This is a genomic window from Streptomyces sp. NPDC096013 (assembly GCF_044763565.1).
Classification (GTDB): Bacteria; Actinomycetota; Actinomycetes; order Streptomycetales; family Streptomycetaceae; genus Streptomyces.
The window spans coordinates 560,792-583,004 of the sequence record NZ_JBIWGK010000003.1; the positions used below are offsets into that span (position 1 = coordinate 560,792).

A 22,213-nucleotide genomic window follows, 5' to 3' on the forward strand; every position below is an offset into this window, starting at 1 on the left:
GGCGGGGCCGGGACCCACACCTGCCGCTACCGCTCCGTACGCCTGGTTTCGCGGACCCGTCTCAGCCTGTTCACCGTCACCGGGTCGTGGGCCAGGGCCCGCTCGTCGTCCAGCAGGGCGTTGAGCAGCTGGTAATAACGCACGGGGGCCAGGCCCAGCTCCTCGCGTATCGCGCGCTCCTTCACGCCGGGGCCGGGGAAGCCGCGGCGCTCCAGCGCGAGGATGTCCTGTTCCCTCCGGTTCAGCGCGGGAAGCCGGGCGGGCCTGTCCTTCTCCATGTCTGCACCGTAGCCCCCGCCACTGACAACGGCCCCGGGCACTCCGCGCCGCTACTCCCCGCCGCTCTCCGCCAGCGACGCCGACGCCTGGAGCTGCCCCAGCACCCCGCCCGGGCTGCCGTTCGCGGCCACCGCCTGGCCTATGCGCTGCTTGATGTCGGAGCTGACCGCGGCCCAGGAGGTGTTGCCGACCGGGTAGAGCGTGGACAGCGGGAGCTCGTCGAGGAACGGCCGCAGAGCCTTGTCCTGCGGGGACTCCGCCATCGTCTTGGAGGCGGAGTTGGTCACCGGCAGGAGGTCGTACTCGCGGGAGAAGGCGAGGACGTTCTTCTCGCTGTAGACGAAGTCGAGGAAGTCGCCGATCTGCTCGCGGTGGCCGTTCTGCTTGAAGGCGGTCATCCAGTCGGCGACGCCCATCGTGGACTTGGCCTTGCCGTTGCGGCCGGGCATGGGGACCGTGCCGAACTTGACGCCCTTCTTGGTGGCCTGCTGCATGAGCGTCGGGTGGCCGTTTAGCATGCCGACGTCACCGTCGGCGAAGGCGGCGAACGCGTCCGCGCGGTTGAGCTTGGCGGGGGCGACGGGCCCGGTGAGGCCCTTGGCGACGAGGTTGTCGCGCAGCCAGGTGACGGTGGAGATGTTCCGCGTGGAGTCCAGGGTGTACGTGCCGATGTCGTCGGTGTAGCCGCCGCCCCCGCCGAGCAGCCACTGCATCGTCTCGGCCTGTGCCTCCTCCGGGCCGAGCGGCAGCGCGAACGGGTACTTCACGCCCCGCGCCTTCAGCGTCTGCGCGTCGGCGGCCAGCTCGCTCCAGTCCTTCGGCGGGGTCAGCCCGGCGTCGGCGAAGAGGGTCTTGTTGTAGAAGAGGACGCGTGTGGACGCGGCGAACGGCATGCCGTACTGGATGTGGTTCACCTGCCCCGCGTCCAGCAGCGGCTCCAGGAAATCGGCTTCCACGGGGATGGAGAGCAGCTCGGCCGTCGAGTACAGCTTGTCGGCGGCGGCGTAGTCCGCGTACGCGCCGATCTGCGCCATGTCGGGCGCCTTGCCGGCCGCGACCATCTCCTTGACCTTGCGGTCGACGTCGTTCCAGGAGTAGACGCTGACCTCGACCTTGACGTTCTCGTGCTTCGCCTCGTACGCCTTGACGACCCCGTCCCAGTACTTCCGCGAACTGTTCGACGCGGAGTCGCCGTAGTCGGCCGCGACCAGCCGCAGGGTCACGTCACCCGATCCCCCGCCGAGGCCGCAGCCGCCGAGGACCGCCGTCATGCCCAGAACGGACGTCGCCGCGATCATTCCTGTCCTACGCCGCTGCACTGCCGCATCCCCACCTTTGCTCTCGTGACGTTCGCTCTGTGAACCCATAAGGTCTACACCACGTGAGTGGACTAGACCTCTCGCGGGTAGACGGGCCACACTGTCCCCCGTGAGACATGTCATCGCCCTCGACGTGGGCGGCACCGGGATGAAGGCCGCCCTCGTGGGGGCGGAGGGCGAGTTGCTGCACCGGGCCCGCCGGGCGACCGGCCGCGAGCGCGGTCCGGACGCGGTCGTCGAGCACATCCTCGACTTCGCCGCCGAGCTGCGCGCGTACGGCGAGGAGCAGTACGGCGAGCCCGCGTCCGCCGCCGGTGTCGCCGTCCCGGGCATCGTCGACGCCGAACGCGGCATCGCGGCCTACTCGGCGAACCTCGGCTGGCGCGACGTACCCCTGCGCGACCTGCTCGCCGCCCGGCTCGGCGAGGTCCCGGTCGCCCTCGGCCACGACGTGCGCACCGGCGGTCTCGCCGAGGGCCGCATCGGCGCGGGCAAGGGCGCCGACCGCTTCCTGTTCGTGCCGCTGGGCACCGGTATAGCGGGCGCGATCGGCATCGACGGCCGGGTGGAGGCGGGCGCGCACGGCTTCGCGGGCGAGGTCGGCCACATCGTCGTACGCCCCGGCGGCCTGCGGTGCCCCTGCGGCCAGACCGGCTGCCTAGAGCGGTACGCGTCGGCGGCGGCGGTGACCGAGGCGTGGGCCGCGGCCTCCGGCAACCCCTCGGCGGACGCGGCCGACTGCGCCAAGGCCGTCGACTCCGCCGACCCGATCGCCACGGCCGTCTGGCACGAGGCGATCGACGCCCTCGCCGACGGCCTCGTCACCGCCCTCACCCTCCTGGACCCCCGCACCATCATCATCGGTGGCGGCCTGGCGGAGGCGGGGGAAACCTTGTTCACACCGCTCCGGGAAGCGGTCCGACGCCGGATCACCTTCCAGAAGCCGCCGTCGATCGTCCCGGCGGCCCTGGGCGACACGGCTGGATGCCTAGGTGCAGGCCTACTGGCCTGGGATCTCCTCAACCACACCGACCGTACGGAGGTAACCGCCTGATGGCAGCCGACCCAGGGGCGCGGGGAACTGCGCGACAAGCCACGACGCACCCGCAGCCCGCAACCGGCACGAGCCCCCTCATCCTGTCCGGCGCCACAGTGGTCCTCCCCACCGGAACCGTGCGGGACGGCCGAGTGATCATCGACGGCACCCGCATCACCGGCGCCGCCCCCGAGAACGCTCGCCTCGTCGACGTCACCGGCTTCACCCTGGTCCCGGGCTTCGTGGACATCCACAACCACGGCGGCGGCGGAGCCTCCTTCACCTCCGGCACCGTCGAGGACGTCCTCCAGGGCATCCACACCCATCGTCTCCACGGCACCACGACAGTCGTCGCCTCGACGGTCACCGGCGAGATGGACTTCCTCGCCCAGCGCGCCGGCCTCCTCTCCGAACTGGCCGAGCAGGGCGACCTCGCCGGCATCCACTTCGAGGGCCCGTTCATCTCCCCGTGCCGCAAGGGCGCCCACTCCGAGGCGCTGCTCCGCGAGCCCGACCCCGCGGACGTCCGCAAGCTGGTCGACGCGGCCCGCGGCCAGGCGAAGATGGTCACCCTGGCGACCGAACTCCCCGGCGGCCTCGACTCGGTACGCCTGCTCACCGAACTCGGCGTCATCGCGGCGATCGGCCACACCGACGCGTCGTACGAGCAGACGGTCGCCGCGATCGACGCGGGCGCGACGGTCGCCACGCATCTGTTCAACGCGATGCCGCCGCTCGGGCACCGGGAGCCCGGACCGATCGCGGCGCTGCTCGAAGACGGGCGCGTCACCGTCGAGTTGATCAATGACGGTACGCATCTGCACCCGGCGGCACTGGAGTTGGCGTTCCACCACGCCGGTGCGGAGCGGGTCGCGTTCATCACGGACGCGATGGACGCGGCGGGCTTCGGGGACGGCCGGTACATGCTCGGCCCGCTTGAGGTCGAGGTGAGCGAGGGGGTCGCGCGGCTGGTCGAGGGCGGTTCGATCGCGGGGTCGACGCTCACGCTGGACCGGGCCTTCAAGCGCGCGGTGACGGTCGACCGGCTGCCGGTGGAGGACGTGGTCGCGGCGATCTCGGCCAACCCGGCCCGCCTGCTGGGCAGTTACGACGAGGTCGGCTCGCTGGAGCCGGGCAAGTACGCGGACCTGGTCCTGCTGGACGGGGAGTTCGACCTCAAGGGCGTGATGAGGCGCGGTGAATGGGTGGTAGATCCCCAACTGGGCTGAATTGCACCGCCGTTGAGGCGGCGGCCGACCCGGGAGACTGGGCGGACCGCCGCCTCTTTGGCATGATCGGGACCGAACTGGACGGCAGCGGCACACACTTCGGGGGAGGTCGGCCCGGTGATCCTCACGGTCACGCTGAACACCGCTCTCGATATCACCTATCGGGTAAGGGAGTTGCGACCGCACGGTTCGCACCGCGTCTCCGAGGTGACGGAACGGCCGGGCGGCAAGGGCCTGAACGTGGCCCGGGTGCTGGCAGCCCTGGGCCACGAGGTGACGGTCACGGGCTTCACGGGCGGCCCGACAGGACGCGAGCTCCAGGCCCGGCTCACCGGCACCTCAGGTGTCGTGGACGCGCTGCTGCCGGTCTCCGGCACCACCCGCCGCACGATAGCGGTCGTGGACGAGCTGACCGGTGACACGACTCAACTCAACGAGCCCGGCCCGACGGTCACGCCGGCGGAGTGGTCGGCGTTCCAGAAGACGTACGAGTCCCTGCTGTTTGGTGTCTCGGCGGTGGCCCTGTGCGGAAGCCTGCCCCCCGGACTCCCGGTCGGCGCGTACGCCGGCCTGATCCGCACGGCCCGAACCGCCGGCGTCCCGGTCCTGCTGGACACCAGCGGCGAACCCCTCCGCCGAGGAGTCGCCGCCCGCCCCGACCTCGTCAAGCCCAACACCGGCGAACTCGCCGAACTCACCGGCTCCCACGACCCGTTGCGCGGGGCCCGGGACACCCGCCGCCGAGGCGCCCACGCGGTGGTCGCCTCCCTGGGCGCACAGGGCCTCCTGGCCACCACCCCGGACGGCACCTGGCACGCGACCCCGCCGACCCACATCCCCGGCAACCCGACCGGCGCGGGCGACTCGGCGGTCGCGGGCCTGCTCTCGGGCCTGGTGGAGCACCTGCCCTGGCCGGACCGTCTGGCACGAGCGGTCGCCCTGTCCGCCGCGACCGTACTGGCCCCGGTGGCGGGCGAGTTCGACCGGTCGGCCTACGAGGAGCTGCTGGGGCGGGTGACGGTGACGGGGGAGGCCGGCGCGGCCTGAGACAACGGGCCAGCGCCGGCCGACGACCACCAGGCACCCGACACCGCCGTGGGCGCGCGACGCGCCCCGGTTACTTCTTGACCTGGCCCTGCTTCACCCACAACTGGTCCAGGAGGACGTTGCAGTTGTCGCCGTTCTCGCAGGACAGGGTGAGGGTGTTGCTGCCCTTGGTGAGGCTCGGCCACACGAAGCTCGTCGTCCAGCCCTTCGCGAAGTCGCCGTCGGCGGCCTTCGCGTAGTTCTTCAGGCTGAACGGGCTGCCGAACTTCTTGCCGTTGACGCTCAGCGTCATCTGCTGGTCGTCGCTGGTCGAGCTGTAGTGCGCGAAGACCGTGTACGTGCCGTCCGAGGGAATGCCGTTGACCTGCCAGCTGACCGAGGCGCCGACCGTGTTCAGGCCCGTCACATAAACGCCGCCGGCCGCGTCGGCGCCCTCGACGTCCGATGCCAGGGTCGCGCCGCCCTGGAGGTTCAGCGCCTTGGCGTCGATGGTCTGCGTCTCCAGGCCGCTCGACGCGCTGCTGCTCGCCGACGGGCTCGACGACGCGCTCTGGGACGCCGACGGGGTGGAACCCGCCTGGTCGTTCGTCTTGTTGTCGTCGCTGCCGTTCATCATCGCCACGCTGATGCCGATGACGACCGCGGCGACGACCGCGATCGCGCCGATCAGGAGGCCCTTGGTGTTGGGGCCCCGTCCTCGGCCGCCGTTGCCACCGCTGTGGTTGTACGCCGGGGGCTGCTGGCCGGCCGGGGGGCCGCCGGGGAAGGTCTCCGGGGCCTGGTAGTGGGCGTTGGGCTGGGCGCCGTAGGACTGTTGCTGCGGGACCGTCTGGCCGTACGGCTGCTGGTACTGGGCGGTGGGGGCCGCGGCGGCCTGCTGGCCGCCGTACTGGCGCTCGCCCACCGGGCGCACACGGTTGACCGAGCCCGGGTAGCCGTAACCGCCACCGGACGGCGGCTGGGCTCCGTTGGCCTGACCGTCGGCGTAGAGGTAGCCGAACGGGTCGTCGTCCTCGGGCGTGCTCGCGCCGTTGTTGCCGGGCGTCATCCCTAGGTACTCCTCAACAGGTGCGGGTGCAGATACGTCAGCAGAACTGCGAGCCTACCCGCTCCGCGTCGTCCAAACGGGTGACTCGGACCGCATCAGACCGCTGACCTGGAGATCATCCCGCGCGTCTGTGCTGTTTGGGACGAGATCGTTTCTCGATGTACATCCGTTCGTCAGCGGACTTCAGGACCTCGTCCGCCGTCATGCCGCAGTGGGCCCACCCGATACCGAAGCTGGCGCCGACCCGCATGGCCCGCCCGTCGACCCGGATGGGCTGGATGATCTCGTTCCGCAGGCGTACGGCGAGGTCGGCGGCGTCCGCCCGGCCGAGCCCGTCGGCCAGGACGACGAACTCGTCACCACCGAGCCGGGCCACCGTGTCACCGTCGCGCACGGCCCGTCCGAGCCGCCGCGCGACCTCGATGAGGACGGCGTCGCCCGCGTTGTGACCGAACCGGTCGTTGATCGACTTGAAGCCGTCGAGGTCGCAGAAGAGGACCGCGAGCCCCTTCGTGCCGTCGTCCCGCTCGCCCTCGGGGGCGACGGTGTGCACGTGGTGGTCGTAGGCGTCGAGGAGGTCGGCACCGGGCCGGAAGTCGAAGCCGTGGCCGTTCGCGTCGTAGGCCGGATGTCCGTACGCGGCGTCGATCGACTCGATCTCGCCGGGGTGGGTGGCCTGCGGGCGCTGGCAGAGGCGGGCGGAGAGGCGGGTGCGCAGCTCGGCCGAGTTCGGCAGGCCGGTCAGCGCGTCGTGCGCGGCGCGGTGGGCGAGTTGCAGCTCACGGCGCTTGCGGTCCTCTATGTCCTCGACGTGGGAGAGCAGGAAGCGCGGCCCGTCCGCGGCGTCCGCGACGACGGAGTTGCGGAGCGAGACCCAGACGTACGTGCCGTCCCGGCGGCCCAGGCGCAGTTCCGCGCGCCCGCCCTCCGCCGAGGTTCTGAGCAGGGTGCCTATGTCCTCGGGGTGGACGAGGTCGGAGAAGGAGTAGCGGCGCATCGCGGACGCGGGGCGGCCGAGCAGGCGGCACAGGGCGTCGTTGCTGCGCAGTATGCGGCCGTGCTGGTCGCCGCCCATCTCGGCGATGGCCATGCCGGAGGGGGCGTACTCGAAGGCCTGCCGGAAGCTCTCCTCGCTCGCCCGCAGCGCCTGCTGCTCGCGCTCGAGGCGGACCAGGGCGCGCTGCATGTTGGCGCGCAGCCGGGCGTTGCTGATCGCTATGGCCGCCTGGAACGCGTACATCTGGAGCGCCTCACGGCCCCACGCGCCCGGCCGCCGGCCGTTGCGCGGGCGGTCCACGGACAGGACGCCGATCAGCTCGCCGCACGAGCCGCCGGAGACGCCGGGGGTGTACATCGGCGCGAAGAGCCGGTCGGACGGGTGCCACTCGTCCTCGAAGCGGGGGGCGGGACCGTCGGTGTACCACTGCGGTACGTCGTCCTCGTCGAGGACCCAGCCCTCGGTGTGCGGGATGAAGCGCAGGTCGCCCCAGGCCTCGCCCATGCCGAGGCGCCGCTCCCAGGACTCGCGGGAGCCGACGCGGCCGGTGATGAGTGCCTCGGCGGCGGAGTTGCCCGCGAAGGCGGCGACCACGAGGTCGCCGTCGGGGCGAACGAGATTGACGCACGCCAGCTCGTACCCGAGACCGTTGACGACGCCGTCGGCGACGGTTTGCAGGGTGTCCGCCAGGCTGCGGGCGGTGTTCATGTCCGCCATGACCGTGTGCAGCTGTCGCAGGGTCGCAAGACGGACGTAGGGTTCCGACTCGGTCTCCATACTCGCCCTCCCCCCGAGACCTCGCAGTGAATCAAGGGTCATCTTCCCCGCCACTGAATCACAGCGCGCTCCCCACTCGGTACACAGGGTCAACAATTAGTACCTCTTGTGACTCAAGTCACAGCGGAAGATGAACAATTGAGGGGAGTTTCTGCATTTTCCCTGTGCGTTTACTGAACGCAAACTTTGTGGGTGTGTGGACATGATGCACGACGATGTTCCGCCGCGTGGGCCATTGGACCTAGGTCCCGACTGGGCCGCAGGTCCGATGCGGTGCGCGGTCGCCGGAGGCTAGCGTCTCAGGCGTGCTGAAGACCGCCCCGACCTCGAAGACCGTTCCCTCCGGGCATGCTGTGGGGGTGAGCAACGACGAGTTCCGCGCCGCCCTCTCCCGGCTGGCCGCGGGCGTGGTCCTGGTGACCGCGCAGGAGGAGCCGTACGACCCCGACGACCCGCAGGCTCCGGTCGGCGAGGACGTGGGCATGACGGCGACCGCCTTCATGTCGGTCTCCCTGGACCCGCCCCTCGTCCTGGTCAGCCTCCGCAACGGCTCCCGCATGGACGACCTCCTCGACGAACAGCCCCTGTGGGCCGTCTCCGTCCTCTCCGAGAGCCAGCGCCACATCGCGGGCCGCTTCGCCATGAAGGGCCGCATCAGCGACCGCCTGCTCTTCGACGACATCCCCTACGCCCGCGGAGAGGCGTCCGGCGCGCCCCTGGTCCGCGGCGCCCTCGCCACCCTTGAGTGCCGGACCGAACAGCGGGTCCCGGCGGGGGACCACACGCTGGTGATCGGGCGGGTGCTCACGGCGGAGGTGGGGAGCGCGGAGGGCGGGCCGCTGTCGTACTTCCGGGGCCGGTACCGGCAGTTGGGGTAGGCGGCGAGGACGCCGTTCCGGGCCCGGTGACAGCGGTCGGGGTGCCGGCGGGAATTCGGTGGCCCACCGGTGATCGCCCGCCTACCGTGCACGCATGACGACCAACCCCGTCCCTGGACCAGGGCCGCGCCTCGAAGAGATCACACCGGCCAACTTCGAGGCCGCCGTGGGCATCCGGGTCCGCCCCGACCAGGAGTTCGCGGTCTCCCCCGTCATGAAGTCCCTCGCCGAGGCCTACGTCCGTCCGGGCACCGCGTGGCCCCGCCTGATCGTCGACGAGGACCGGCCCGTCGGCTTCCTCATGGCCTTCTTCGACATCGACTGGCACCTGGACGGCTCCGTCATCCGCTCCGGCCTGTGGCGGCTGAACATCGCGGCGGACCAACAGGGCCGCGGCTACGGCAGGTTCGCCGTGGAGTCGGTCGCCGCGGAGATCCGGCGGCGCGGCGGCGAGGAGCTGTACGTGACGTGGCACGAGGGTCCGTCGGGCCCGGCGGAGTTCTACCTGGGTCTGGGGTTCCGGCCCACCGGGGAACTGAGCGAGGGCGAGACGGTGGGCGTGCTGCACCTGACGTAGCGAGGTCAGGGTGGGTCGGGTCGTAGCAAGGTCAGGGTGTGTCAGGGGATTCGAATCGGGCGACGAGGAATTCGCCGTCGCTTTCCGTGCCGTTCCGGGGCCCGTTCTCTTCGGGCCCGTTCTGGGGCACGCCTCTTATCGGGGAATTCGAAGCCGCCCATGGGTCACGCTCCCCCTCACCATCCGCCCCTTCTCCGTCCGCCCCTTCACCGACCGGACGGACACGACGGAGGAATGCGCCGACGGGCACCCGGCGTGGAGGAACTACCCCCAGTCCCGCCCGTTCCGCCCCCGCTTGGTGTCGGACCGCTGCTTCTTCTCCCGCAGCCGCCGTTCGTTGATACCGCGCGGAATCCGGGTGGCCCGGCGCGGCTTCGGCGGCGGCGCGGTGGCCTCCGCGAGCAGCGCGGCGAGGCGTACGGCGGCGGTCTCCCGGTTGCGCCACTGGGAGCGGTGCTCGGAGGACCGTACGGTCACGACGCCGTCGACGAGCCGTGAGGCGAGCCGCTCCAGCGCGCGCTCCTTCCACACCGGGGGCAGCGCCTCGGTCTTGGCCAGGTCGAACCGCAGTTCCACCTGGGAGTCGCTGGTGTTGACGTGCTGCCCACCCGGCCCTGACGACCGCGAGAAACGCCACATGAGCTCGGCCTCGGGCAGGGAGACGGAGCCGCGGATGGCATAGGGACCGGACATGTCCCCATGGTCGCGCGTCTGTCCGGTCCACGTCACTCCAATTACCCCGGGAGTTACGGGTAAAGAAAGTAAAGTCACCTGGAACCTTCGGTACCCCTCTTGGCGTTCATAGGGGTACCGGTAGCTTCGTCCACAGTACGAAGCCCGCACCGTAACGAGGGAAGGACTCCCAACCATGGCTGTAAGCCTGTCCAAGGGTGGCAACGTCTCGCTCACCAAGGAGGCCCCGGGCCTGACCGCCGTCACCGTAGGCCTCGGCTGGGACGTCCGCACGACCACCGGCACGGACTTCGACCTCGACGCCTCGGCGATCGCGGTCAACCCCGAGGGCAAGGTCTACTCCGAGGGTCACTTCATCTTCTTCAACAACAAGTCGACCCCGGACCAGACGATCGTCCACACCGGCGACAACCGCACGGGCGAGGGCGCGGGCGACGACGAGGCGATCAACGTCAACCTCGCCGGCCTCCCGGCCGACGTCGAGAAGATCGTCTTCCCGGTCTCGATCTACGACGCGGAGACCCGCTCGCAGAACTTCGGCCAGGTCCGCAACGCGTACATCCGCATCGTGAACCAGGCCGGCGGCGCCGAGATCGCCCGCTACGACCTCTCCGAGGACGCAGCGACGGAGACGGCGATGGTCTTCGGCGAGCTCTACCGCAACGGCGCGGAGTGGAAGTTCCGCGCGGTGGGCCAGGGTTACGCCTCGGGCCTGGTCGGCATCGCGCAGGACTTCGGCGTCAACGTCTGAGTTCCGCCACGCTCGTAGTGCCGTAGGTGAGGCCCCTGGCTGCGGTTGCGGCCGGGGGCTTCGGCATGGACGGGATGACGGAGAACACAGGGGGCGGGCCCACTCAGGAAGGTCTCAGCCACGTATGTCACTGTGCCGGGACCAGCAGCGGTGTTGATCGGACCGCCCTGGCCCGCCGATCCGCCCGGTCGGCCGTGCTGTGGCCGTCACTCGTCGGTCGTCGCTCGTCGGTCGCGGTTGCCGTGGCCGATCTGGTGTGTCGTCGTCGGCCTGCCCTGGAAGGACAGCGAGCCCTATGTCGTTCGGATCGTCCCCCGCCGGTTTCGGGCCCCCGCCACCACCCGCATGGACCCCGCCGACCGACACGGAGCACGCGCTGGTCGAGGCGCGGGCGCGCGGGGACTGGACGGCGTACTACGACGTACTGTCCCGCGTCCGCATCTACTACCAGATGTCCCGCGCGGCCTACGACGCCCAACCCGAGCGCGTCCACCGGGTGTTCACCCGCGACGAGCGCACCGGCGCCCGGTACTGGGAGCTCTTCACCGACGGCCTGCTGCCCGCACCCCGCCCCGACGACCTGGTGTATTCGGGCGCCTCACTGCGCTGGATCGCGGAGGTCTGGAATCCGCAGGACCCGCCCACGATCGTCATCAACCCCGGCACCCCCTGCGAAGTGGCCCTCCCCTACGGCCCACCCGGCACGACGGACTGGTCACGCGCGGCGAACCGCCCCGACATCCCCTCCGCCGCGATGCGCCTGCGCGCACTCCACGTGGGCGGCGCACTGCACGGCCCGGTCGCCCACGGCCTGGCCTGCGGAGCCCTCCTCTGCGTCAGCAACGGCTCCCTCTGGAACGCACTGGCCTGGCACGGACAGGGCTACGACGGTGAGCGCAGGCGGCTGCGGGAGTGGTGGGGCATCACGACCCGCGCCGAGTGGCAGTACCACCTGCGGAACCTGCTCGCCTGCGAAGCGTCCAGCTCCGTATGGGAGTTCGCGCTGAGCCTGCGCCGTACGATCGCCCGCGACTTCGGCGGTCACGTGGACACCGCCTACTGGCGCCAGGCCGTGGCCACGGTCATCCGGGCCGGCTCCGAGGGTGCCACGGTGATCACGGAGGACGGCGTCACGAAGACCGACCCGCGCCCCGAGCCGGAAACCGAGGCGCGCATAGCGGGCGTGCAGCGCCTCATCGGCCGTATCACCCGCTACGAAGCCCGTATGCGCGCCGACGGCATCCTCGACGAGAACCGCTACGTCACGTCGGTCGAGGCCTGGGACCTGGGCCGCGCCTCGAAGATGGCCCGCTGGGGCCTGGGCGCCCGCTTCGCGACCCTTCCGGAGACCGAGTCGGCCGTGGCCCGCGCGGGTCGGGCCGCAGCCCTCGCCTACCGCTCCTGGCCCGACTTCTCCGCCGGCTACATCCTCGGCCGCTGCCTCCACTTCGACGAGGAGGAGTTCGGGGAGTGGTACCAGGACATGGTCTCGGCGCACCGGATCCTGATGTCGGAGGCGGGAAGCCCTTGGCTGAACATCCCGTTCCGCTAGGCGGGGAAACGGTTCCGGTTGGAGCGCGGCGGAGCCCCAGACAGGCCCTATCGTGCCCCCATGTTCCTCGAACCGCTCACGCCGACCGAGGCCGGTGCGCTCCCCGGTGAGCTGCTCACCGAGCTGACCGCCCTGTACGCCTCGAACCACGCGTTCCACGCGCTCAGCGGCGACTTCCCGGACCCGGCGGACATCCGGCCGGAGCAGGTGGCGACCGCGCTGGCCGACGAGTTGGCCGACCCGGACGTGGAGGTCCTGCTCGCCCGCGGCGCCGGGCAGCTGATCGGGATCGCGATCACCCTCGGAACGCACCCCGACCCGGCCGACGGCGACCCCTGGATCGGCCTCCTGATGATCGACGCGGCACAGCAACAGCAGGGCTACGGCAGGCAGTTGGCGTCCCTCGTGGAGACCCGCTTCCGCGCCTCCGGCCGAACCGCCGTACGCCTGGCCGTCCTCGACAACAATCCGGGCGCCCTCACCTTCTGGACCGCCCTCGGCTACACCGTCATCGACCACCGCGTGGACCGCCAACTCGGCCGCCCCTGCACGGTATTGCGCAAGCAGCTCCGCTGATCCGGCCGCGCCTCCGCCCCGGGCAGGGGCGTGCGGGCCGGTCAGGGGCGGGCCGGTTTCCCGTCCCCGTACAGCCAGTCCTTCCAGATTCCGCCGAAGTCCTTGCCCGGGGCCATCTTCTCGACGTAAGCCGTGAAGTCCGCCGTGTCCGCGTTGCCGTGGCGGTGGGCGGCTGCCCAGCCCTGGATGATGTCGTAGAAGCGGGCGTCGCCGACCGTGCGGCGGATCTTGTGGAGGACCATCGCGCCGCGTTCGTAGACGGGGCTGTCGGAGATGTGGGCGGCGGAGGTCGGGGTGGCCGGCGGGAACGCCCAGACGGCGTCGTCGTCCGCCTTGTCGTCGAAGTAGGTGCCCTTGTAGAGGGCGTCGAAGGTCTGCTGGGCGGTGTCGCCGTCGTGGTCCTCCGCCCAGAGCCACTCGGCGTAGGTCGCGAACCCCTCGTTGAGCCACATGTCACGCCAGGTCTTCGGGGTGACGGAGTCGCCGTACCACTGGTGGGCGAGTTCGTGGACGAGGGTGGCGGTGTCGGGGGCGCCGGGGAAGAAGGGCCGGTTCTGCGTCTCCAGGGCATAGCCCGCGTCGCCGCCGCGGTCGACGATCGCACCGGTGGAGGAGAAGGGATACGGGCCGAAGTTGTACTCCTCCCACTCCATGATCTCGGAGAGCCGGGCCAGCACCTTGCGGCTCACCGCGGTCTCCTGCGGGTCCACCGCGACGTAGACGGGGAGGCCATCCTTTGTGGTGGTGCGGGTGATGTCGTAGCGGCCGATCGCGACGGTGGCGAGGTAGGTCGCCATGGGCTGCGGGGTGTGCCAGCTGTACGTCGTGGTTCGGGCGGTCCCCGTGGTGCCCGTCCCCGTGGTCGTCTCGCTTCTCAACTCGCCGTTGGAGACCGCCTGGAGGCCCTTCGGCACGGTGATCGTGATGTCGTACGTCGCCTTGTCGGACGGGTGGTCGTTGCCGGGGAACCACGCCATCGAGCCGGTCGGTTCACCGAGCGCGAGCGCGCCGTCCGCCGTGGGCAGCCAGCCCTCGTCCGAACCGTCGGGGTCGGTGATCGTCTCGGGAGTGCCGGAGTAGCGGACCGTCGTCCTGAACGTCCGCCCCTTGCGGAGAGCCTCGGACGGCCGCACCTTCAGTTCCTGACCGCTACGGGTCCAGGATGCCTTCTTGCCGTCCACGGTAAGGGAGTTGACCTTCATGCCCTGGAAGTCGAGGTCGAAGGCGGAGAGGGCGGTGGTGGCGCGGGCTGTGACCGTGGCGGTGGCGGTCAGGGCGGGGGCGGTGGGGGTGTCGCGGGTCTCGGAGGTGTCGGACGTGTCGGGGGTGTAGGCGAGGGTCAGGTCGTAGTGGGTCACGTCGTAACCGCCGTTGCCGGACTTCGGAAAGTACGGGTCGCCTACGCCCGCGCTGCCGGGGGTGGCATGAACCCCGCTCGGTCCGCTGCACGCCGTCAGACCCAGGATCAGGCTGAGGGAGAGGGCGACGGTGAGGGTGAGGGAGAGCAGGGAGGGCGTGGCAGTCGGGGCGAGCCGTGCGGATCTGGACACGTGCGCGATCCTATGAGCTCGGGGGGGCGTCGACCCCGGGCCGTCCGGCCGGTGCCGGGGCGCGCACTTCGTGCGCTCGGGCTGCTGGCCCGGCCTCCGGAGGCCGCGGAGGTGGCGGAGGCCGCGGATGTGGCGGAGGCCGCAGAGGCTCCGAAGACTCCGGCTGACCTTGGATCTCCCCGACCGTGACACCATCTCCTACGTGCTCGACATCGGCTACGCCCTCTCCAACCGCTTCCCGGACCCCCCGCAGACCGACTACCGCCGCGCGGACGTCCACGCGCTGCGGCACGACCTGTTCTGCGGTGACGTGTACCTCGCCGACACCAAGGCGGACCGGGAAGTGTCCACAGCGTGGGGATGGGTGCCGGTGCTCGACTTCGCGTGGGCGCTGTGCGACATCGTGGAGCGGATCGATCAGGACCCGGCGGGGTCGCGGGCGTCGCGGCCGCAGCGGGCGGAACTGGACTTCACCGAGTCGACGGACCGGATGCTGTTCGAGCGGCGGTTCGGGTGGGTGGATGTCGAGGCGGACTGGATGCGGGGGGATGAGGAGGCGTTGACCTTCTCCCACGCCGAACTTCGGCGTGAGGCGCGGGATTTCCTCCACGACCTGATCGCGGACCTGGTCGATCTGCACGAGGCGCTCGGCGAAAACCCGGCGATCTGGACGCTCCAGGCGAGATTCCCGAGGGTCCCTTGACACCCTGAGCTTGCCGGTTGCGGTTGCCGGTTGCCGGTTGCCCTGAGCTTCCCCGTCACCCCGCACTGATGGCGCCGTCCCTGGGGGCTGCGCCCCCAGACCCCCATCGGCCCTGAAGGGGCCTCGTCCTCAAACGCCGGACGGGCTGAATAATGCCGGCCTGAGCTGAGAGGTGGGCGGGATAATTCCAGCCGGAGTTAAGAGGTGGACGGGCCGAAGTCTGCGTGCCTGCACCCCAGGACCGGACGGACCGGAGTCTGCGAGTTCTGCGCTCAAGGACCGGACGGACCGGAGTCAGCGAAGCTTCCGCTAAAGGACCAGACGGACCGGGTGATGCCCCCCGCACCACAAGAAGCGCCCCTCACAAACCCCTGGCCCCTCCCCCTAGCCCCCTCCCCCCTCAGCCCCTCACCCCCCTCACTCCCTCACGCCTCCCCTCTCACCCCTCCACCCGAATCCCCATCTGCACGGCCAACACAGGCGCCAAATCCACCAGTTGCCCCATGCTGATCACCGCCCCGGACAACCGCTCGACCCCCCGCGCGATCTCCAGCTCCACGGCGCCCCGCAGATCCACATCCGTGAACGTCACCCCCGTGAAATCCGCCCCCTTCAGCGCGCAGTCCACGAACTCGACGCGTTCGAGGCGGGCATCGAGGAAGTCGGGCTCGACGAGGACGCAGTTCTCGAAGACGACGTCCCGGAGCCTGGCCTTGCGCAGGTTCAGGTAGTCGATCTTGCCGCCGCGGATCACCACGCGTTCCAGCACCGCACCGTGCAGCTGGACCCCGCCCATCCGCGCGTCGATCACTTCGACGTCACGCAGGGTCGACTCCGCGAGGTCCGTGCCGACGCCCCGTATGCCGGTGAGGACGGAGTCCAGTACGCGGGCGTGGTGCAGCCGGGTCTCGTCCAGCGCGCACCCCGTCAGCGCGCAGTCCATGAAGCGGGCGCCCCCGCCGTCCTGGCCCACGAAGTCCTGGTCGCGGAAGTCAAGGCCGTCATAATCCCCGTCCGGCTCCAACTCCCCACCCTCGTAAGCCTCCAGCACGGGCAACCGCACCTCCGGCCGCCGCGCCCCCTTCACTCCACCCGTCGCCGCTCTCCTCGCCATGCCCCCATCCTGCACCCCACCACTGACAACGAGGACGGCCGGCACTTGACCTCAAGCGCGCTTGAGGTCGAAGAGTGGGGACCCGCACAGCCCGTACAAGCCTGCACAACCCGTACAAGCCCGCCCAGCCCATCCGCCGGAACACGCTCGTCACCCTGGGGGCCCCATGCACGCCATCCGACTCCACGCCTTCGGTCCCGCCGAGAACCTCATCTACGAACCCGCCGCCGACCCCTCCCCCGCCCCGGCCAGGTCCGCATCGCCGTAACCGCGGCGGGAGTCCACCTCCTGGACACGGTTCTACGGAAGGGAGAACGCGGCCCCCTCCCCGAACTACCGGCCCTCCCCACCATCCCCGGCCGCGAGGTCGCCGGTGTCGTCGAGTCGCTCGGGGACGGGGTCGCCGGGCTGTGGCTCGGGAAGCGGGTGGTGGCGCATCTCGGGTTCGCGCCGGGCGGGTACGCGGAGCTGGCCGTGGTCGACGTCGACCGCGTCCACGAGATCCCGGCGAACCTCGACTTCGCGCAGGCCGTAGCCATGATCGGAACGGGCCGTACGGCGATGGGAATCGTGCAGTTCACCGAGCTGAACCCCGACTCCGTGGCGATCGTCCCGGCCGCCGCCGGTGGCCTCGGCACGCTCCTCGTCCAGTACGCCAAGCACGCCGGTGCCACCGTCATCGGCCTGGCGGGCAGCCCCGAGAAGGCAGCCCTCGCGCAGGCCAACGGCGCCGACCTGGCCCTCGACTACACGGCCCCCGAGTGGCCCGCCAAGGCACGGGCATGGCTGGGCGGGCGGCGCGCGACCGTCGTATTCGACGGAGTGGGCGGCGACATCGCGCGCGAGGCGACCGACCTCCTCCGGGAGGACGGCCGGCACCTCGTCTTCGGCTGGTCGAGCGGCGAGCCGTACGCCATCGAGGGCCGGTCCGAGCAAACGCTCGGCCCCGCGATGACGCAGAAGGCAGGCGGCCCGAGCCCGATCCGAACCCTGGAGCTGCGCGCCCTCACCGAGGCAGCGGAAGGCCGCCTCAGCCCGGCCCTGGAACGCTTCCCCCTGCCCAAGGCAGCAGACGCCCACCACGCCCTGGAAACCCGAAGGACAACCGGAAAGGTGGTGCTGGAACCATGACCGCCCCACGCCCAACCGAATCCGACCCCACCCGCACGCCCACACCCGTACCCGCACCCCCACCCGCACACACGACTCCGACTCCGACTCCGACTCGGGATGCGATAGATACCGATTCATGGTCTTCTGGCCAGATGAGTGTCACCCAAACAGGTGAATCAGCCGCGACGGACGGGCCCGATCCCCGGCGCTGGTGGGGCCTGGTGATCATCGCTCTCGCGCAGCTCATGGTCGTCCTGGACGCGACGATCGTGAACATCGCACTCCCCTCCGCACAGCGCGACCTCGGCATGTCCGACGGCAACCGGCAATGGGTCATCACGGCGTACACACTCGCGTTCGGCGGCCTGCTCCTGCTGGGCGGCCGGATCGCGGACCTGGTGGGCCGCAAACGGACGTTCATCATCGGCCTGATCGGCTTCGCGGGCGCCTCCGCACTCGGCGGCGCGGCCACGACCTCGGGCATGCTCTTCGGCGCCCGAGCCCTCCAGGGCGTCTTCGCCGCCATCCTCGCCCCCTCCGCCCTCAGCCTCCTGACCACGACGTTCACCGACCCGAAGGAACGCGGAAAAGCCTTCGGGATCTACGGCGCACTCGCGGGCAGCGGTTCGGCGATCGGCTTCATCGCGGGCGGCCTGCTCACGGAGTACCTGAACTGGCGCTGGTGCCTCTACGTCAACATCCCCATCGCGATCATCGCGGTCTTCGGCGCCTTCGCCCTGCTCCACGACCGCCCCGGCCACACCGGCGCCCGCCTCGACGTCCCCGGCGCACTCCTGGGCTGCGGCGGACTCGTGGCGATCGTCTACGGCTTCAGCGAGGCGGAGCCGCGCGGCTGGACGGACCCCCTGGTCCTGGCCCTGTTCGCGGCAGGCGTCGCACTCCTCACGGCCTTCGTCTGGTGGCAGAACAGGGCCCCCAGCCCGCTCCTGCCCCTCCACATCGTCAAGGAACGCAACCGCGCCGGCTGCTTCCTGACCATGGGCCTCGCGGTCATCGGCATGTTCGGCATGTTCCTGTTCATGACCTACTACCTTCAGGTCATCCTCGACTACTCGCCCGTGAAGACCGGCATGGCCTTCCTGCCCCTCACGGTCGCGATCATCATCGGCTCGACCCAGATCTCGGCACGGCTGATGCACCACGTCCCACCGCGCACGCTCATGGTCCCGGGCGCGGTACTGGCCGCCGCGGGCATGTCCTTCTTCACCCGCCTGACGGTCAACTCGGACTACACCACCGAACTGCTCCCCGGCCTGCTCCTGATGGGCCTCGGCATGGGCCTCATCTTCATGCCGGTCTTCGCGACCGCCACGGCCGGCGTGGCCCCGCAGGACTCGGGTGTCACCTCGGCGACCGTCAACACCGCCCAGCAGGTGGGCGGTTCGATCGGCACGGCCCTCCTCAACACGATCGCCACCACCAGCAGCACGGCCTACATCGTCGCCCACCTCCACGACCCCGCCCAGAAGGCCCTCATCACCAGCAAGGGCATCGTCCACGGCTACACGGTCGCCATCTGGTGGGCCGTAGGCGTCATGCTCCTGGCGGGCCTGGTCGCGGGCCTGATGGTCACAGCGCGAGCCCCGAAGCACGCCCCCACGGCACAGTCCCCGCTACCGGAGTCGCACTCTCAGTCGGTGACCTGACCCGAGCGGTCCGCAGCCGCGTACGGCGGCAAGGCGTCGTGTCGGGGGGTGTCCGCCCGCAGCGGTCGGCGCTCAACACCGCCGCACTCTGCACGAACCTTGCCGCGCCGATCCGAGGACGGAGACCCCCCGGCGCGGCGCCGCCCGACAACGCACCGCGGGCGACCCCAACGCACAGACACGCACTCACGAAGCCGCACCCCAAACAACCCGGGGACGCGGCACTGCGGCACCGCATCACCCCCGCCCAGCCACCCGATCCGCCCACCGAGCCAAGCGCGAGGACTCCACCCCGTACCCACCGGACTCCCGCCGATCCGCAGCCCGGTACGTCGCGTACATCCCCTGCACCCCCAACCACCGAAACGGCTCCGGCTCCCACTTCCGCACCGCATGCCCCACCCAGGGCAACCCCGTGAGCTCAGTGGCCCCCGCCTGCCCGGAATCCAACTGGACCAGATCCCGCAGGGTCCGCGCGGCGAGATTCGTCGTAGCCACCCCGGACCCGACATACCCCCCGGCCCATCCCAGCCCCGTAGCCCGATCCAACGTCACCGTCGCGCACCAGTCCCGAGGCACCCCGAGCACCCCCGACCACGCATGCGCGACCCGCACCCCCGCGAGCGCCGGAAAGAACCGCACGAGGATCTCCCGCAGCGCCTCGACCGTGGAGGCGTGCGTCCGCCCGTCGTTGTCCGTCTTCGACCCGAACCGATACGGCACCCCCCGCCCGCCCAACGCGATCCGCCCGTCGGCGGTGCGCTGCGCGTACATATAGGCGTGGGCCATGTCCCCCAAGGTCTCCAGCCCGTCCCACCCCACCGACTCCCACTGCGAGTCGGTGAGCGGCTCGGTGGCGATCATCGACGAGTTCATCGGCAACCAGGTCCGCCGCTGCCCCTTGAGGCTCGCGGTGAACCCCTCGGTGCACCGCAGGACGTAGGGCGCCCGCACAGTCCCGTACGGCGTCACCGCGTGCTTGGGCCGGATCTCCGTCACCGGCGTCGACTCATGGATGACGACGCCCAACGCCTCGGCCGCGGCGGCAAGCCCCTTCACCAGTTTCACGGGATGCAGCCGAGCCCCGTGCGGAGTCCACGTGGACCCGACCGCGTCCGCGACCCGAATCCGCTCGCCGGTCTCCCGCGCGCCGTACAGCTCCCGGTCGGTCTCGCCGTAGGACAGCTCGTGTTCGTGGAAGGCCTTCAGCCGGGCCAACTGCGCGGGCGTACACGCGACTTCGAGCACGCCACCCCGATGGATGTCGGCCTCGATCCCCTCCGCCTCCGCCACCGCGACGACCTCGCCGACGGTGTCGTTCATGGCCTTCTGCAACCGCACAGCGGCATCCCGGCCGTGAAGTTTCGCGTACCGGTCGCGGCCGGCGATCCCGTTGTACAGCCACCCGCCGTTCCGCCCCGAAGCGCCGTACCCGCAGAACTTCTGCTCCAGGACTACGACCCGCAGGAAGGGCGCCGCCTTCTTCAGGTAGTACGCCGTCCACAACCCGGTGTATCCGCCCCCGACGATCACGACATCGGCGGAGGCGTCACCACCGAGGGGCTCCCGTCGCACCGGGATGCCGTCGTCCGCGTACCAGAAGGAGACGCCACCGTTCACGACACCGTTCAGGACGCCGTTCGCGCCACCGCTCACCGAGCTGCTCATGACCGGACGCTAACCCCTGAGCGCGGCCAGTGTCTCCTTCGGATTCCATGCTTTTCCACAGCCTCTGACCAGCGGATAACACGCGAGCCCGATCACCACGGCGGTGAAATGCCCGAGATCGGTGAAGGTACGGCCGGTCGCCAGCGGCACTCCGTAGACGGCCAGTACGACCACCAGGTACGGGTACCGCCACGGCACCGCGATCCGGTACGCGAGCACCCCGACGACCCCGGCCAGCGCGTAACTCACCCCGACGTCAAGGGTGTCGACGGCGGACTCCGGCGCCATGTCGTGCTTGATCGCCCACAGCAGCGCCCCCTCACTGATCAGCGTCGCCAGCACATGCGCGGCCACACACACCATCAGCCACCGCGCCGTACCGATCCACCGCTCGGCCTGCGCGTGGAACACCGTGTAGAGCACCGCGTACGGCACCCAGCGACCCCCGTCGATCCACATCGCGCTGGCGAACAGCACCCGTACCGGCCTGTTCGACAGCTCGTGGATGTTGGTGGACCGCTGCCGCAGGAAGTCCTCTTCGAAATCCGGCGACATGTGGTGCATGGCGACCGTGGTGACGAAGAGGATCCCCAGCCAGACATACGTGCCGGGGGCGCTGCGGACGTACGCCCACACCCTGTGGAGGCCCCGGGTAATTCGCATGAGCCGATTCACGCACGCAAGTATGGTCGGAGCCGTGATCGACATCCCGGCCGCGCTGGTCACCTCGCAGGAGAGGTTCAACGGAGCGGCGGGACGCGCCTTCGTGGCGGAACTCCCGCATCGCGCGGCGGGCTTCCTCGACCGCTGGTCGCTCCGGCTCGACGGCCCTTCGATGTACGGCATGTGCGCCCTGGTCCTGCCCGTCCTGCGCGCCGACGGCACCCGGGCCGCGCTGAAACTCCAGTACCTCGACGAGGAGACCGCCGGCGAGCCGATCGCCCTGCGCGCCTGGGGCGGCGACGGCGCCGTACGGCTTCTGGAGTACGACGAGGGGACCGGCACCCTGCTCCTGGAACGCCTCGACGCGTCCCGCGCCCTCACCCACGAACCGGACTCCCGGGCCGCGGCCCTCGTGATCGCCCGCCTGCTGGCCCGCCTGACCGCGGTATCCGCACCACCGGAACTGCGCCGCCGCCTCGGCCCGCTGACGACGGCCATGCTGGAGCGGACGCCGTCCGCCCTCCTCCGCCTCCCCGACCCGGCGGACCGACGCCTGATCGGGGACTGCGCGGCGGCGGTGCGCGAGGTCGCGGCCGAGCCCGGGGACCGGCTGCTGCACTGGGACTTGCATTACGACAACGTGCTCGCCCCCACCGAACCCGAAAGCGGCACCACCACCGCCACCGCCACCGCCACCGCCACCGAAGACCGTGGCCCCTGGCTCGCGATCGACCCCAAGCCCCTCGCGGGCGACCCCGGTTTCGAACTCTTCCCGGCGCTGGACAACCGCTTCGCCCCCGACGAAATCCGTTGGCGCTTCGACGCGATGACCGACGTGATCGGTCTCGACCGGGCGCGGGCGCGGGCCTGGACGCTGGGGCGGGTGTTGCAGAACGCGCTGCGGTCGGTGGCGGACGGGCGCGCCCCGGCGCCGGATCACCTGGAGATCGGACGACGGCTGCGCGACCTGTACTGA

20 protein-coding genes and 1 pseudogene are annotated in these 22,213 nt (G+C 70.7%); 12 read left to right on the forward strand and 9 right to left on the reverse strand.

Annotation, left to right across the window (positions count from 1 at the left end; all coding sequences use genetic code 11):
* Positions 1 to 26: 26 nt before the first annotated feature.
* Together ACIRB1_RS14005 and ACIRB1_RS14010 are read right to left on the reverse strand one after the other, a co-directional pair.
* Positions 27 to 278: a DUF3263 domain-containing protein gene (locus ACIRB1_RS14005; RefSeq protein WP_266771149.1), complete on the reverse strand. Its 252-nt coding sequence runs from the start codon at positions 276 to 278 to the stop codon at positions 27 to 29.
* Positions 279 to 329: 51 nt separating this feature from the next.
* Entirely contained in the window at positions 330 to 1,577 is a 1,248-nt protein-coding gene (locus ACIRB1_RS14010; protein ID WP_403465675.1) for an extracellular solute-binding protein, read from the reverse strand.
* Between the two features lie 130 nt (positions 1,578 to 1,707).
* Between ACIRB1_RS14010 and ACIRB1_RS14015 the strand changes: the two genes are divergently transcribed.
* The 3 genes from ACIRB1_RS14015 (at position 1,708) to ACIRB1_RS14025 (ending at position 4,910) form a co-directional block, all read left to right on the forward strand.
* A complete protein-coding gene (locus ACIRB1_RS14015; RefSeq protein ID WP_352183210.1) occupies positions 1,708 to 2,652 on the forward strand; it encodes an ROK family protein in 945 nt (314 codons plus the stop codon).
* Positions 2,652 to 3,863, forward strand: a complete 1,212-nt coding sequence (gene nagA / locus ACIRB1_RS14020; RefSeq protein WP_352183209.1) for an N-acetylglucosamine-6-phosphate deacetylase — start codon at positions 2,652 to 2,654, stop codon at positions 3,861 to 3,863. The genes ACIRB1_RS14015 and nagA overlap by 1 nt, the downstream gene beginning before the upstream one ends.
* Positions 3,864 to 3,980: 117 nt before the next feature.
* Positions 3,981 to 4,910, forward strand: a complete 930-nt coding sequence (locus ACIRB1_RS14025; protein WP_403465676.1) for a 1-phosphofructokinase family hexose kinase — start codon at positions 3,981 to 3,983, stop codon at positions 4,908 to 4,910.
* 70 nt (positions 4,911 to 4,980) lie between these two features.
* On the opposite strand, the gene ACIRB1_RS14030 is transcribed toward ACIRB1_RS14025, so the two are convergent.
* Positions 4,981 to 5,958, reverse strand: coding sequence for a carbohydrate-binding protein (locus ACIRB1_RS14030; RefSeq protein ID WP_403465677.1), 978 nt, complete (start codon positions 5,956 to 5,958; stop codon positions 4,981 to 4,983).
* 115 nt (positions 5,959 to 6,073) lie between these two features.
* Positions 6,074 to 7,732, reverse strand: coding sequence for a diguanylate cyclase CdgB (gene cdgB / locus ACIRB1_RS14035; protein ID WP_352183206.1), 1,659 nt, complete (start codon positions 7,730 to 7,732; stop codon positions 6,074 to 6,076).
* Positions 7,733 to 8,037: 305 nt separating this feature from the next.
* Between cdgB and ACIRB1_RS14040 the strand changes: the two genes are divergently transcribed.
* On the forward strand, positions 8,038 to 8,610 hold the full coding sequence (locus tag ACIRB1_RS14040; RefSeq protein WP_352183205.1) for a flavin reductase family protein: 573 nt from the start codon (positions 8,038 to 8,040) through the stop codon (positions 8,608 to 8,610).
* Between the two features lie 94 nt (positions 8,611 to 8,704).
* Positions 8,705 to 9,187, forward strand: coding sequence for a GNAT family N-acetyltransferase (locus ACIRB1_RS14045; RefSeq protein WP_352183204.1), 483 nt, complete (start codon positions 8,705 to 8,707; stop codon positions 9,185 to 9,187).
* Positions 9,188 to 9,451: 264 nt separating this feature from the next.
* Here ACIRB1_RS14045 and arfB read toward each other — a convergent pair whose 3' ends face one another.
* Positions 9,452 to 9,880: an alternative ribosome rescue aminoacyl-tRNA hydrolase ArfB gene (gene arfB, locus ACIRB1_RS14050; protein ID WP_266771131.1), complete on the reverse strand. Its 429-nt coding sequence runs from the start codon at positions 9,878 to 9,880 to the stop codon at positions 9,452 to 9,454.
* A gap of 175 nt (positions 9,881 to 10,055) precedes the next feature.
* Between arfB and ACIRB1_RS14055 the strand changes: the two genes are divergently transcribed.
* The 3 genes from ACIRB1_RS14055 (at position 10,056) to ACIRB1_RS14065 (ending at position 12,759) form a co-directional block, all read left to right on the forward strand.
* Positions 10,056 to 10,631 (forward strand): TerD family protein, encoded by a 576-nt coding sequence (locus ACIRB1_RS14055; protein ID WP_200717071.1) that lies wholly within the window; start codon positions 10,056 to 10,058, stop codon positions 10,629 to 10,631.
* Positions 10,632 to 10,926: 295 nt separating this feature from the next.
* Complete coding sequence (locus tag ACIRB1_RS14060) at positions 10,927 to 12,183, forward strand: DUF1266 domain-containing protein (protein ID WP_352183203.1); 1,257 nt, start codon at positions 10,927 to 10,929, stop codon at positions 12,181 to 12,183.
* A 60-nt stretch (positions 12,184 to 12,243) separates the two neighbouring features.
* Positions 12,244 to 12,759, forward strand: coding sequence for a GNAT family N-acetyltransferase (locus ACIRB1_RS14065; protein WP_352183202.1), 516 nt, complete (start codon positions 12,244 to 12,246; stop codon positions 12,757 to 12,759).
* A 41-nt stretch (positions 12,760 to 12,800) separates the two neighbouring features.
* Here ACIRB1_RS14065 and ACIRB1_RS14070 read toward each other — a convergent pair whose 3' ends face one another.
* Positions 12,801 to 14,309, reverse strand: coding sequence for a M1 family metallopeptidase (locus ACIRB1_RS14070; RefSeq protein WP_403465678.1), 1,509 nt, complete (start codon positions 14,307 to 14,309; stop codon positions 12,801 to 12,803).
* A 202-nt stretch (positions 14,310 to 14,511) separates the two neighbouring features.
* Between ACIRB1_RS14070 and ACIRB1_RS14075 the strand changes: the two genes are divergently transcribed.
* Positions 14,512 to 15,012, forward strand: coding sequence for a hypothetical protein (locus ACIRB1_RS14075; RefSeq protein WP_403465793.1), 501 nt, complete (start codon positions 14,512 to 14,514; stop codon positions 15,010 to 15,012).
* 439 nt (positions 15,013 to 15,451) lie between these two features.
* Here the strand turns inward: ACIRB1_RS14075 and ACIRB1_RS14080 are convergent, their stop codons facing one another.
* A complete protein-coding gene (locus ACIRB1_RS14080) occupies positions 15,452 to 16,126 on the reverse strand; it encodes a pentapeptide repeat-containing protein (protein WP_352183201.1) in 675 nt (224 codons plus the stop codon).
* 166 nt (positions 16,127 to 16,292) lie between these two features.
* On the opposite strand from ACIRB1_RS14080, the pseudogene ACIRB1_RS14085 reads away from it, so the two are divergent.
* Together ACIRB1_RS14085 and ACIRB1_RS14090 are read left to right on the forward strand one after the other, a co-directional pair.
* Positions 16,293 to 17,257 (forward strand): annotated as a pseudogene (locus tag ACIRB1_RS14085) (zinc-binding dehydrogenase).
* Between the two features lie 134 nt (positions 17,258 to 17,391).
* Positions 17,392 to 18,906, forward strand: coding sequence for an MFS transporter (locus ACIRB1_RS14090; protein ID WP_403465679.1), 1,515 nt, complete (start codon positions 17,392 to 17,394; stop codon positions 18,904 to 18,906).
* A gap of 237 nt (positions 18,907 to 19,143) precedes the next feature.
* Here ACIRB1_RS14090 and ACIRB1_RS14095 read toward each other — a convergent pair whose 3' ends face one another.
* Positions 19,144 to 20,574, reverse strand: a complete 1,431-nt coding sequence (locus ACIRB1_RS14095; RefSeq protein ID WP_352183198.1) for an FAD-binding oxidoreductase — start codon at positions 20,572 to 20,574, stop codon at positions 19,144 to 19,146.
* Between the two features lie 9 nt (positions 20,575 to 20,583).
* A complete protein-coding gene (locus ACIRB1_RS14100) occupies positions 20,584 to 21,237 on the reverse strand; it encodes a rhomboid-like protein (protein WP_352183197.1) in 654 nt (217 codons plus the stop codon).
* A 22-nt stretch (positions 21,238 to 21,259) separates the two neighbouring features.
* Here ACIRB1_RS14100 and ACIRB1_RS14105 point away from each other — a divergent pair, with 22 nt between their 5' ends.
* Complete coding sequence (locus tag ACIRB1_RS14105; RefSeq protein WP_403465680.1) at positions 21,260 to 22,213, forward strand: aminoglycoside phosphotransferase family protein; 954 nt, start codon at positions 21,260 to 21,262, stop codon at positions 22,211 to 22,213.